The sequence below is a fragment of the Longitalea arenae genome (assembly GCF_016924755.1).
Lineage (GTDB): Bacteria > Bacteroidota > Bacteroidia > Chitinophagales > Chitinophagaceae > Niastella > Niastella arenae.
Window position 1 is genome coordinate 41,840 of record NZ_JAFFJX010000024.1, and the last position, 13,637, is coordinate 55,476.

Here is a 13,637-nt window from a genome sequence, read left to right on the forward strand (position 1 = left end):
ACAAGGTTGGTATTGGTAATTACATAATGCTAACAAAGAAAAATAAAGGAACAAACAATAACTACCGTACTATTACCTATTTTATCAGATGAGAACATGTCGTAATATTTGGTGGTTTTTACAAGGAGGCTCATTCAGCCAGATCATTGAATCACCAAACTACTGCCTTTTGAAAGAAGCGGAAAGTGAAAAAACACCGGGAATATTGTTCTTTTTCACAAGGGCCCGGGAAAATGCTCACACACTTATCGGCAAAAACAACACGGTTATTGTTCAATTTGACACGTGTATTAGAAATTTTATCAAAATAGAATCTTCCTGATAAATTAGCGGAATATTCTTAACCGCCCAAAACCTAATCAACCTACTAAACGACCATGAGAAAGTTTTCCCTTGTTTGCACTTCCCTTTTCCTGTCTGGCATATCTGTAATGGCGCAGCAAAACGCCTTAAATAGCAGCGGTAATGTAGGTATCGGAACTACTGCGCCTAATACCGCGTTAGACATACGAAGAGGTTCCGGCCCCGGTTTGGGCCCGATACTACGATTGACCGGTGGAGGTACCCAGGGCTCGCAATGCGCTATAGATATGGGCGCTTTTGATCCTGGTACAAGCGTTGCGCCATCTTTCAGATTAATCACTACGGATGTAGGCGATTATTCATGCCGGGTTGATTTTCAAATTAAAACCGGAGGCACTTATACAGGTCCGATACAAACCAAGATGACATTAAGTTCGCAAGGCAATTTGGGAATTGGAACTGAAAATCCCGGTACCAAATTGCACGTAGAAGGAAACGGATATTATAATGGTCATCTCGTATTAGGCCCGGAAGATCATACGGTAGGTGTTTATGGTAAAAAGCTTGATTTTGGAACCAATTCCAACTCTGATCCGCAGTGGATCTCCCGTTTCAACGCAAGTGCAGATGGCAGTGAGTTGCGGGTAAACATCAGTGACGAAGGTGGAGCGGTAGACCGGTTTGTGGTGGGGTGGACAAATTTTAATAATAACCAATGGATGCCTGTCATGCATGTGAATGCCAATGGGGTAGTGGGAATTGGAACAACGGTTACAAACTCCGGAGATTACAAATTATATGTTGCGGGCGGTGGCATCCGTTCTACGAAGGTAAAAGTTGATGCTGGGCCCTGGCCAGATTATGTATTCCATGCCAACTACCGATTACGACCACTTAGTGAAGTTGAACAATATATTAAAGCAAACGGCCATTTACCGGAAGTGCCTTCAGCAGAAGATGTAAAAAAAGAAGGCATCGACCTGGCCGACAACCAGGCCACCCTTTTAAAAAAGATCGAAGAGCTGACGCTTTATGTTATTGAGCAAAATAAAAGGCAGGCCAGCCAGGAAAAACGCATACAAAGCCAGCAGGAACGATTAGCCGAGCTGGAGAAACTGTTAAAAGAAAAATAAGTCACCAGATAAATACCAAGAGAGAAAAAGGTCCTGATTCTTCAGGACTTTTTTATTTCATTAATAAATGTTTCATCTTAGGACTTTCTGGCGGCAAAACGCCCCCTTTTGAAAAAGATGACGGAAATTGCGCCTCAGAATATATTCTTTAAAAATCGATAGGATATGCAGGCGCCGGTTTCATATAAATTATTAAAACAACAACTATGGTTGTCGGCTCACAGATGTGTTTTCTGGGAAGAGGAGAAAGCCTTGATCGTATCGGATCTGCATTTTGGAAAGACCGGCCATTTTCGAAAATCTGGTATTGCTGTGCCGCAGGCTGTCTATAAAGAAGATCTGCAAAGACTGGTTCACCTCTTACAATACTTTCAACCGCGCCAATTGATCGTTGTGGGCGACTTGATTCACAGTGACCAGAATAAAGAACTGGAACTGTTCCAGCGGTGGCGGCACGATTTTCCCGATCTGCCCGTGCATTTAATAAAAGGGAATCATGATATCCTGCACAGTAACTGGTACCGCCAATGTAATATTCATGTAGCGGATGACGAATTACAATTAGGGCGTTTTCGGTTCCGCCATGATATAGATTCCGTGGCGCCCGATTCTGCCGCTTACTTTTTCTCAGGCCATATTCATCCGGGCATCCGCATTAAAGGAGTTGCCAAACAATCGCTTAGCTTTCCGTGTTTTTATTTTGCCAAACAATTTTGTGTGCTGCCTGCCTTTAGCCGGTTTACCGGTATAGCCCTGGTGCGGCCTGAGAATGAAGAGAATGTATTTGCTATTGTAAATGATCATATTGTTCAGCTGCAATGAGTGCCACAGCGCCTGTAATAAAAATCGCATTCGATCCTGTTTATGCGCACCCGCTACCGGAAGGCCACCGGTTTCCCATGCTTAAATATGAATTGATCCCCGGGCAATTGCTGTATGAAGGCACTATTACCGAACAGAACCTGTTTGCTCCAAAACCCTGTGCCGATGAGGTGGTTATGTGGACGCATGACCCGGCCTATGTTCAAAAACTGCATCAGCAAACCTTATCGGCCCGGGAACAACGGCATATCGGTTTTCCACAGTCGCCGGAACTTACGCGGCGTGAATTCGTGATCACCCAGGGTACCATCGATTGCTGTCATTATGCTTTTGAACATGGCGTGGCCCTGAATGTTGCTGGTGGTACACATCATGCATTTGCCGATAGGGGAGAGGGATTTTGCCTCTTGAATGACTTCGCGGTAGCCGCTAATTACCTGCTTAAAAAAGGACTGGCCAATAAGATCCTGATCGTTGATCTGGATGTACACCAGGGAAATGGCACAGCCCGTTTATTTGAACACGAACCCCGCGTGTTCACCTTTAGCATGCACGGAGCGCATAATTATCCGTTTCATAAAGAAAAAAGTGATCTGGACATCGCCCTAAGCGACGGTACTGAAGACGGCCTCTATTTGAGCCTGCTGCAAACGAACCTGCTGAACTTGCTGGATCAGGTAAGGCCCGATTTTGTTTTTTATTTATCGGGTGTAGACATCCTGTCAACCGACAAATTCGGCAAGCTGAAAATAAGTATGGAAGGATGCCGGCAGCGCGATGAAATGGTCTTTACTGCTTTAAAACAGCGGCGTATTCCCTGCGTCGTAGCCATGGGTGGTGGTTATTCCCCCGATATCAAAACCATTGTGGAAGCACATTGTAATACCTTCCGGCTTGCAAAGGATATTTATACCCACTAACTTTAAAACAGGCAATTACTTTATAACCGCCGGAATTTTTATTATTGCCTATTGCTTATTGTCTATTGCATTGCCTATTGTCCGTTGCCTATTGCCTGTTGTCTATTGTTTATTGCCTATTGCCCTTGTCTGTTGCCTATTGCCTATTGCCTATTGTCTGTTGCTTATTGCCTATTGTCTATTGCCTATTGCCGATTGCCTATTGTCTGTTGCTTATTGCCCATTGCCTATTTGTCTATTGCCTGTTGCCATTCGTTTTTCTCACCAATTGCTGGTAGTTCAGGAAGTAAATAAAGCGGATCGTGAACTCATTTCCATGCGGGGTGCTGAAGAGCTGACCGGCGTTTTGCATATAGTTTTTATAGCCATTGGGATTTATGTAAAATTCATAGTCTTTACCCAGCCAGTTCTTCCATCCTATTATTAAGCGGCTGCCTAAGCGAAAATCCCAGGTATAGAAAACGTCGAGGTTAAAAGCATTGTAATTTACATTGTAGTCGGCCGGTTGTTGACCAGCCCTTGCGGTCCAGTACCCATCATCCTGCAAGTTGTACAGGTTGGTATTTTGTAAACGGTTCCAGTAATGGCGTGCCCTTAAGGTAAGGTTCATGCGGGCGGCAAAATTGTAAACTCCGCTGAATACCGTGGTTACATCGGCAAATTTACGGCGGGCGAGCACCGGTGCGCTTGTAGCCGCATCGCGAACAAATGCGTAGCCAAACTGGCCATTATCATATTGCCGTCTATAGCTCATTTCGAGCATCAGCCGGTCGCTGAACCGGTACCTGATAGCGCATTGAAGCGCATAAAACGGATCATTCGGCAGGGGGCCTTCAGCGCCGCCCAGCAGCCAGCTTACTATCAACGCTTTCCGGTTATCGGTGCTGCCATCAATGAACAGGCTATAATACGGAGAACGTTTTAATGGCTGCCGCGGCGTTTGGAACAGGCTCGGCGGCGTTTGCATTTCAAAATAGTCGTTAAACCACCAGGGTGCAATATCGGCCGTTACCATGATGTTCCAGAAGTTCTTCAATAACCAGTTGGCCGATGCTAAAAATGTGGTTTTCTGGTAAAGGAAGGGTTTATACAAATAGTCCTGCTTAACCGACACTTCATACCGCTGGTTCAGGAAGGAAGGGGTGGCCTGGTAAATATTATAGCTTATAGTACCAATATTGTTAAAGGCATTGGGCGATAATTGAAAGCCCAGATCGTTCGGATCGTATTGAGCCGATCTTAATTCATTCGTGAACGAGTACTGCAGCTTACCACTTACTTTTCCTGCCTGCAGGTAATTGGCAAAGCCATCATAGCGGCCGGCAGCATCATATACCACGCTGTAGCGCGGTTTTATTATCAGTCCATACCGGTTCTTTTTATCATACAGGGCCAGGTCCAGGGCCGTTACATTGGCGTCGCGCCCATGGGCGTTACGCAATACGTTGGTATTGGTAAATGTAATGTAGGAGCGGTTCTTTAATGCCTGATCAAGTACGATGATATTGTAATTGGCCAGGGGTTCCGTAGTCAAGATGGAATCTTTGCCGGTACCGCGGTTGCGCAGCCGCGCTCTTACATTTTCAGTTACTGCATTGAAGATGCCGATGCCCAGGTTACTGGCGGTTCGGCCCGAAAACTTGACGGCATTATACAAACGCGTCACCGAAGGGTTTTTCAATAACTGGTAACCATCCAATTCGCCGGAACTTATTTTATACTGAACGGAGTCGAACAGGTCGGGCGTTTTGCCAATCCGGCGTGAATAAAAAATGCCTGCTTTGTTAAACAGTTCGGTGCCTTCCGTGAAGAAGGGCCGGTTCTCCCGGAACCTGATCTCAAAGGGACTAAGGTTATTCACCACATTGTCAGAGATCACCTGTCCAAAGTCGGGGATCAGCGTAGCATCAAGGGTAAAACTTTCGTTGATACCATACTTAACATCCATGCCGCCGCTCTTCAACGTTTCATATTGTTGCGTGGTATTTAAATACGGTGTTTGCCGATAACCGCCGCTTATATAAGGAGAAAAGCTCAGCCGCAATGGCGCGACCAGCTTATTCAACCCGGTGATATCGCCAAACTGGTTGGCAAAACCGCTGACAGCGGGGTTGACCGGATTCCAGAACGAGGTTTCATTGAACCGGCGGCTGAAGCGCATGAACTGGATGCCCCAATCGGTTTCCGATTTTCGCGAGAAGCGGATCGAAAAAAGCGGAATGCGCATTTCAACGATCCAGCCATCCGGGCGGAAACCCACTTTACTCTCCCATACAGCATCCCAGCTTACATCTCCATAGATGCCTTCATGGGCAGTAGCATTGGCGCTTACCCGGGCATCGGTTTGTACATTACGGGCCGTAACCAGGAACTGAAAAGCATTCTGGCGGTCTTTATACGTATCCAGGAAAACGGAGAAATAATCTACGTTCGCCCGCTGTACATTGTCGCGGGTAGTGTATTGGCGCCTTATTTCAGCAGGATCGTCGTACAGGTAAGCGCCGATATAGATGGCAGAATTATCGTACACTACCTGTACGGCCGTTTTTACGGCAGCAGGCTTGCCGTACACCGGCGTGTTAGTAATAAAATGGATGGCTGCAGGAGCTTGTTGCCAGACTGAATCATCCAATGACCCGTCGATACGGGGTGCCTGGGCAACTTTGATGGCCTGGGTGATCTTAGGCTGTGCATGCAGCCCTGCATAGGCCAGTAACGGTAATATAACAACCAGGCCTTTAAGCATAACTCATTGTAAGGGCGGAAAAACCAGCCGAATTTGCATTTTGAAAAAGGGTCATAAAAAAAATACCTGTTTAATAGACTGTCTGCAGACCATCGCTGATCCGGTACGACATGTACAACGCCTGAAACCCTGGTCTTAACCGCAGGCATAGCCGCCCCTGGTTAAAACAAGGTTATCTCCGATCTTAATGGTTTTGAATGTCGCAGACAGGTTAGCACAATTCCTGGTTAACTGAACCAGGAAGGAAAGTATTACAAATTACTGGCAGGAATGTCTGGTCGCGCATAGACAACCCCTTCAAATATCGCTCAATATAAGAAGTTCATGACAATTATGTCAGGTAAAATGCTGCGGGCTTTTTATTTGTTGCTGGTTTCTGCGCTTACCTAGGGTGAATGGGTATATGTTGCCAGCATTTGCTTACCCTTTTCAATGAAAAGTTCACTGTTATCAGTAAGTTTTGACCAATGCAGGCAAATCAATTGATCTTCTTTTTCAAATAGCTTACCTGTTCCTGTAAGGTATTTACCACATTGGCCAGCTGGTTTACGTTCCAGTGCGGTTGAGCGTTAGCCTTCCCAATGATCATCATGGCCTTCCATACTTCGAGTATGTCTTCGCCATTTACCTGGTAAGGCTGGTAGGTGGGATTATCGCTTACAAGGGTATATTTATTCTTAGCACGATTGTTCTTCATCATGCGCTTGTATACGATCCCTTCATTTCGCGATACTACTATATAAGTGAAATTATTCTTTACATCGTTGATATCTTCTACTTTTTCGCCCACAATGATGGAGCCGCTTGGCGTCGGCAGCATGGAGTCACCTACGATCTCAAAAGCACGGTATTGACCTGGCGCCAGCATGGGAAGGGTGAACGTATTCAATTCGTCAATAAATTCAGGGTCTGCGTAACCGGCCAGATAACCAGCAGCAGCCTTTACCGGTACAAACTGTATCTCATTGGTGCCGGCGGCCAGTTTCTGTGCACGTCGTTTAGCCAGGTAATTTCCTTTTGTATCTGCCAGATCTTTTAATAACAGCTCGTCTAGTGTAAGCTTGAACATTTCACCCACCATTTCCAGCACATCTATGCGCGGCTCGGCCCGCTCTTCTTCATAAGCACCCAGCAGTGAACGTTTGATCTGTAATTTGGTGGCAAACTCTTCCTGTGTCCACCCACGAAGTTTGCGCAGATATTTGAGATTTTTACCGGCGGTTGACATAGACTAATAAGTTTAGCGCTAAAATACTAATTATTTTATCATAATGCATAAAAAGAGCGCAATAAAATTTCATTTGGAGCATATTATTTGGTCATCCTATCTTTGCACATGGCAAGAAGAATTACCGCTCCACAGAAAAAATCCCCCCAGTCAAGTAAGTTTTTTGGTGAAGGTTTAACGTTTGATGACGTTTTACTGGTTCCCGCATATTCACAGGTTTTACCGCGGGAAGTTGATATCCGCACCTGGCTTACCAGGGACATTCAATTAAACATACCCATGTTATCGGCCGCAATGGATACGGTAACAGAAGCCAAGCTGGCCATTGCCCTGGCCCGCGAAGGCGGATTGGGCATTCTGCACAAGAATATGAGCATTGAAAAACAGGTTGAGCAGGCGCGGAAAGTTAAAAGAAGTGAAAGCGGGCTAATTCTTGACCCTATTACCCTGCATGAAGAAGCCACCATTAGCGATGCCCAGCGTTTGATGAAAGAAAACCGGATCGGCGGCATTCCCATCGTTGATAATAATAAAAAGCTGGTTGGTATTTTAACCAACCGCGACCTTCGTTTTGAAACCGACAGCAAGCGTATTGTCAGCGAAGTAATGACCCGCGACAACCTGGTGACTGCCCCTGAAGGCACCACGATGAAGAAAGCGGAAAAGATTTTACAGCAATATAAAATTGAAAAGTTACCGGTCATTAAAAAAGACGGTACCTTGTTTGGGTTGATCACCTATCGTGATATCCTGCAGGTGCAGGACTTTCCCAATGCAGTGAAAGACTCTTACGGTCGTTTATTGGTGGGCGCGGCGCTGGGTATTACCCGCGATCTGCTCGACCGTGCCGCCGCCCTGCAGCAAATAGGGGTAGATGTAGTGTGTTTAGACAGTGCGCATGGTCATAGCAAAGGTGTTATCGATGCGTTGAAAACCCTGAAGAAGAACTTTAAAAAACTGCAGGTGATCTCTGGTAATGTGGGAACCGCAGCTGGCGCAAAAGCATTGGCAGAAGCAGGCGCCGATGCAGTTAAAGTAGGTATTGGGCCCGGTTCTATTTGTACAACCCGTATCGTTGCCGGCGCCGGTGTTCCGCAAATAACGGCCATTATGGAAGCCGCTTCGGTATTGCATAAAATGGGCATTCCATTGATTGCCGATGGGGGTATAAGATATACAGGCGATATGGTTAAAGCACTGGCGGCTGGCGCCAACCTGGTAATGATGGGAAGTATTTTTGCCGGAACTGAAGAAAGCCCCGGTGAAACCATTATTTATGAGGGCAGAAAATTCAAACAATACCGTGGCATGGGCTCGCTGGGCGCCATGAGCCAGGGTAGTGGTGACCGGTACTTCCAGGATGTGGAAGCCGATATCAAAAAATATGTTCCCGAGGGTATTGAAGGCCGTGTGGCATTTAAAGGAAATTTGAGCGAGATCGTTTATCAATATGTAGGTGGCCTCAGATCGGGTATGGGATATTGTGGTGCAAAAGATATAGAAGCATTACAGGATGCGCAGTTTGTTCGCATTACCAATGCGGGAATGAAAGAAAGTCATGCCCACGACATAGAGATCACGAGAGAAGCGCCGAATTACAGCAGACGATAATACCTGGTTGCCAGTTACCGGTTTCCGGTTACCGGGCCCGATTTAAAAACGAATCATTGACTTATGTCACCCGACCTCCGCGAACTGGTAACCGGTGACTGGTAACCGGTGACATTTAAATTCATCCTGATGAGGCTCCGTAGATTATTTCCATGTATATTGGCGCTCCTCTGTTTGCAAGCCGTTGCCCAGCCTGATTCAAGTCATTTGCGCATCGGCTTACTTACCTGCAGTCCGGGTGCAGAATTATATTCAACATTCGGGCATACCGCCATCCGGGTTACAGACAGCGCCAGCGGGGTTGATATGGTATATAACTATGGCACTTTCGACGACCGTGATCCCAATTTCTATATAAAGTTTGTGAAGGGCATCATGCTCTATGCGCTGTCAAACTATTCCTACTCCGATTTTTTACGTGAGTATACTTATGAGAACCGCAGTGTAATAGACCAGGAACTGCTGCTCACCGGTGCGCAAAAACAAAGCCTGTACGCGGCCCTTCAGGAAAATGCCAGGGAGGAGAACCGCTACTACAACTACTATTTCCATACCGATAATTGTACTACCCGCGCCCGCGATATGATCGTGCAAAAAACAGGTGCTGCCATTGTGTTCAATAATATTTTACCGGAGAAAAGACCCAGTTACCGCAACCTGATTCATACTTATCTCGATAAAGCCAACCAGGACTGGAGCAAATTTGGTATTGATCTTTTACTGGGTAGTAACCTGGATGAAAAGGTTACGAATGAGCAGGCCATGTTCCTGCCCGATTACCTGATGAAAGGCATAGATGCAGCCACCGCCAATGGGCACAAGTTGGCAAAAAAATACCAGTTTGCGCTGCAATTGCCGCCAACGCCACCTGGGGTTACACTTTTGACGCCGCTGTTTTTATTCTCCATGCTTTTTATCATTATCGGTTTGTTGTCTTTTGGCGCCCTTACCAATGTTTGGGCGCAGCGGATCCTGAACGTATTTGACGCCGTATTTTTTCTGTGTATCGGCATCTTTGGAATCCTGATAGTAACCCTGTGGGCTATTCGGGTTGATACGGTTTGCCGTGACAATTTTAATGTTATCTGGGCACTGCCTACCCATTTCTTTGTGGCCTTTGTGGTCTATTTCAAAAGAAAATGGTTGCAAACCTATTTCAGAATTACGTTTGCCATCACCTTGTTGTTTACACTCTGCTGGTTTTTTATTCCGCAACAGGTAAATGCTGCCGTATTGCCATTGCTTGGCATCATGCTGATGCGCAGTTATTTCCGGGGAAATTTGCCGGTCAAGCAGCGAAAATTGCGTCATACGGCAAACATAATCAGCAGTTCAAAAACTATAAATATCGAATTGTAGTATCTTCAGGGAATGGCAACAGATAACAATATCCTTTTTGATGGCAAGCCGGTATTTTACCGTATGGAAGGAAACGGACAGGCTGTGGTGCTGGTGCATGGCTTTGCTGAGGACGGTACTGTTTGGGAAAATCAAATTGAATATCTTAAAAGCAAATTTCTGCTCATCATACCCGACCTGCCGGGAAGCGGTCAATCGCCCATGAACGAAGCGAACTGGTCGATGGAATATTTTGCAGAGTGCATTCGCAGTATTCTCGATAAAGAAAATATTACCAAAGCCAGCATGATAGGACATAGTATGGGCGGCTATATTACGCTGGCATTCGCCGATAAATACCCAGACAGATTATATTCTTTTGGCTTATTTCACTCCACTGCATTTGCCGACAGCGAAGAAAAAAAGACGGCCCGCCGCCGCGGCATCGAGTTTATTCAGCAAAATGGCGCTGCTAAATTTTTAGAGCAGTCGATCCCCAATCTGTTTTCAGAGCTCACAAAAAAACGCCAGCCCGAACTGGTGCAGAAAATACTTACCCGTTATACCAACTTTGTTGGCCAGGCACTCGTAAACTATTACCAGGCCATGATGCTGCGTATCGATAGAACGCAGGTCCTGAAAAACTTTTCCGGCCCTGTTTTGTTCATCATGGGAAAACATGATACCGCAGTACCTTATGAACAGGGGATGCAACAGTGTTATATGCCGGGATTGTCATATATTCATACACTTGAGCATTCGGGACATATGGGAATGTGGGAAGAGCCTGAATTAAGCAATGTTTTTCTGGAGGAATTTTTGATGCATGGCCAATTTGTATAACGTAAACCGCGTTGTGTACCAGCTGAATGAGGAAAGCTCTGGCGATAGCTTTGTTATTAATTGGATCAATCCAGTCCCTGTTTGCTGAGCATATTAAGGGAGGGGAAATGTATTATGAATACCTGGGGCCGGGCGCCGCTGCCAACACTTCACAATACCGGGTCACCTTAAAATTGTACATAGACTGTAATGCCAACAGCGCCGGACAGCTCGACACGCGGATCAATTTAACCGTTTTTGATAAGAACACGCTTTTGCAGGTGCCTTTCAGTCCGTTTGAGGCGCCAACTACGGGCGATCAGTTCCTTCGGTTCGATCCTGCTTCCAATCCCTGTATCAGCAATGCGCCAACCGATGTATGTTACCGGGTACGTTCATTTTCTACGGTCATTGAATTACCGATCAACAGCAGCGGCTATACCATCGCCTACCAGCGGTGCTGCCGTATTGATAATATCATTAACCTGACGCCGCGTAGTAATGCAGTGGGGGCAACGTATATGGCTGAGATCCCCGGCACCAATAGTTTAGCGGAAGCTTATAAAAATTCAAGCCCCCGCTTCCTGCCCAACGATGCTACCGCCATTTGCCGCGGTAGTAATTTTACCCTCAGTTTTGCAGCTACAGAACCCGATGGAACCGATTCTATAATCTATACTTTTTGCAGTGGTTTTATGGGCGCTTCTACCGACAGGCCTAATCCTTTTTCGGCAACGGCACCACCTTATAGCAGCCTGAATTATCAGTCGCCTTATGGTGGCAATCGGCCCTTGGGCGGCCAGGTGACCATTGATCCCAAAACAGGGCTTATCAGCGGTATAGCGCCTTTCTCCATCGGGCAATATGTAATTACGGTATGTGCGTATGAATACAGGCAGGGCGTATTGATCAATATCCACCGAAAAGATGTGCATGTAAAAGTGTCTGATTGCATTCCTTTGCAAGCGCTGCTGAAGCCGAATTATTCTTACTGCGACGACTTCCTGGTTACATTCAGAAATGAACAGGTAAATCCGGCCGGCTCGGTGTATACCTGGGATTTTGGTGATGGTACGCCTCCCGTTACCACTACCGATCTGGAAGGCCGGGTGCAGCATCAATATGCCGACACGGGTACTTTTACTGTTAAATTGAAGGTGGTGCTGGCGGGTCAGTGTGAAGATGAAACCGTGACCCTGGCTAAAGTGTATCCGGGTTTTTATCCTGCCATCAAAGTGCAGGGAACCTGCGTACTGCTGCCCCTGCAGTTCCTCGATCAAACTACTTCGAGGTATGGCGCTCCTGCCAAATGGAGTTGGGATTTTGGCGATGAAACCACGAATAACGATGTATCTACACAGCAGAACCCTTCCTGGAAATACAGTACTACCGGCTTAAAAACAGTGACGCTGACCGTGGAAAGTGATAAAGGTTGCGTGGGAACTGTGACCGCCACTGCCGATGTACGCGACAAACCACCGATCCACCTGGCGTTTAAAGATACGCTGATCTGCAGCATTGATACGCTGATGCTGAATGCCAGCGGTAATGGTATTTTCTCCTGGTCGCCTGCATATAATATACTTGATGCCAATACGCCCACACCATCGGTATGGCCTAAAACCACCACTACCTATACCGTTACCTTGAATGAGAATGGGTGTGTTAATACAGATAATGTGCGGGTGCGGGTGGTCGATTTCGTTACCCTGGATGCGGGGCCCGACAGTACCATTTGCTTAACGGATACGATTCAGTTGGCTCCGCAGACCGATGGTTTGAAGTTTGAATGGACGGCCAATCCGGCAGGCGGGTATATCAATGATGCTACTGCCAAACAACCGCTCGTAAAACCGGATGGTACTACAACCTATCACGTAGTGGCGCACATTGGCAAATGCTGGGAAGACGATGAACTGACGATCCGTACGATACCGTATCCCACTGCCAGGGCCGGCGCCGATACACTCATTTGTTACGATGATACCGCGAGTTTACATGGCAGTATGGTAGGGTACCGCTTCCTGTGGACGCCCGTAAGTACTTTAAGCGATCCCAATAATTTGAATACGCTGGCATGGCCAAGGCGAACAACGCCCTATGTGCTTACGGTGTACGATACCCTGGGATGTCCCAAACCGGGCAGGGATACTGTTATTGTGAACGTGAAAGCGCAAATATTCGCTTTTGCCGGAAATGATACGTCTATTGTAGTGGGCCAGCCGCTGTTGCTGCATGGGCGCGGATCTGATTTTTACGAATGGATGCCGCCCTTACATTTAAACAGGAACGATATTGCCAACCCTGTTGCCATGCTGGATGATAATTTTTCCTATGAGTTAAGGGCTTACACGGCAGAAGGATGTTTTGACCTCGATACCATCAATATCAAAGTATTTAAAACGGCGCCTGATATTTTTGTGCCCAATGCATTCAGGCCAGGCGGCACCCGCAATAATGTACTAAGGCCCATACCCGTGGGGATCGCTACCCTGGATTATTTCTGTGTTTTCAATCGCTGGGGGCAAATGGTGTACAGAGGATATTCGCCCGAATCAGGATGGGATGGTACAATAGGAGGAAAGCCGCAAGCCACCGGAACCTATGTATGGATGGCCAAAGGCACAGATTATACCGGTAAGGTAGTGATGCGTAAGGGAACTGCTATCCTGATAAGATAAAGCAGTTCACGGTTCACAGTTCTCAGTTCACAG

9 protein-coding genes are annotated in these 13,637 nt (G+C 46.5%); 7 read left to right on the top strand and 2 right to left on the bottom strand.

The window, feature by feature from the left end; all coding sequences use genetic code 11:
- Positions 1-377: 377 nt before the first annotated feature.
- The 3 genes from JT717_RS26425 to JT717_RS26435 all read left to right on the top strand — a co-directional run bounded on the left by JT717_RS26425 (position 378) and on the right by JT717_RS26435 (position 3,178).
- On the top strand, positions 378-1,436 hold the full coding sequence (locus JT717_RS26425; protein WP_205514245.1) for a TMF family protein: 1,059 nt from the start codon (positions 378-380) through the stop codon (positions 1,434-1,436).
- Positions 1,437-1,601: 165 nt separating this feature from the next.
- A complete protein-coding gene (gene pdeM, locus JT717_RS26430) occupies positions 1,602-2,258 on the top strand; it encodes a ligase-associated DNA damage response endonuclease PdeM (protein ID WP_205514247.1) in 657 nt (218 codons plus the stop codon).
- On the top strand, positions 2,255-3,178 hold the full coding sequence (locus JT717_RS26435; protein WP_205514248.1) for a histone deacetylase family protein: 924 nt from the start codon (positions 2,255-2,257) through the stop codon (positions 3,176-3,178). The genes pdeM and JT717_RS26435 overlap by 4 nt, the downstream gene beginning before the upstream one ends.
- A 235-nt stretch (positions 3,179-3,413) precedes the next feature.
- Here JT717_RS26435 and JT717_RS26440 read toward each other — a convergent pair whose 3' ends face one another.
- The gene (locus JT717_RS26440; RefSeq protein WP_205514250.1) at positions 3,414-5,924 is read right to left on the bottom strand and encodes a DUF5916 domain-containing protein; all 2,511 of its coding nucleotides are present in this window, start codon (positions 5,922-5,924) and stop codon (positions 3,414-3,416) included.
- Positions 5,925-6,402: 478 nt separating this feature from the next.
- A complete protein-coding gene (locus tag JT717_RS26445; protein WP_205514252.1) occupies positions 6,403-7,152 on the bottom strand; it encodes an XRE family transcriptional regulator in 750 nt (249 codons plus the stop codon).
- Between the two features lie 108 nt (positions 7,153-7,260).
- Between JT717_RS26445 and guaB the strand changes: the two genes are divergently transcribed.
- The 4 genes from guaB to JT717_RS26465 all read left to right on the top strand — a co-directional run bounded on the left by guaB (position 7,261) and on the right by JT717_RS26465 (position 13,604).
- Positions 7,261-8,763 carry an IMP dehydrogenase gene (gene guaB, locus JT717_RS26450; protein WP_240348444.1) on the top strand — a complete coding sequence of 501 codons (1,503 nt, stop codon included), beginning with the start codon at positions 7,261-7,263 and terminating at the stop codon, positions 8,761-8,763.
- Positions 8,764-8,892: 129 nt separating this feature from the next.
- Positions 8,893-10,122 carry an Lnb N-terminal periplasmic domain-containing protein gene (locus tag JT717_RS26455; protein WP_205514253.1) on the top strand — a complete coding sequence of 410 codons (1,230 nt, stop codon included), beginning with the start codon at positions 8,893-8,895 and terminating at the stop codon, positions 10,120-10,122.
- Between the two features lie 12 nt (positions 10,123-10,134).
- Complete coding sequence (locus JT717_RS26460; RefSeq protein WP_205514255.1) at positions 10,135-10,944, top strand: alpha/beta fold hydrolase; 810 nt, start codon at positions 10,135-10,137, stop codon at positions 10,942-10,944.
- Positions 10,945-10,970: 26 nt separating this feature from the next.
- The gene (locus tag JT717_RS26465; RefSeq protein WP_205514257.1) at positions 10,971-13,604 is read left to right on the top strand and encodes a PKD domain-containing protein; all 2,634 of its coding nucleotides are present in this window, start codon (positions 10,971-10,973) and stop codon (positions 13,602-13,604) included.
- Positions 13,605-13,637 lie beyond the last annotated feature (33 nt).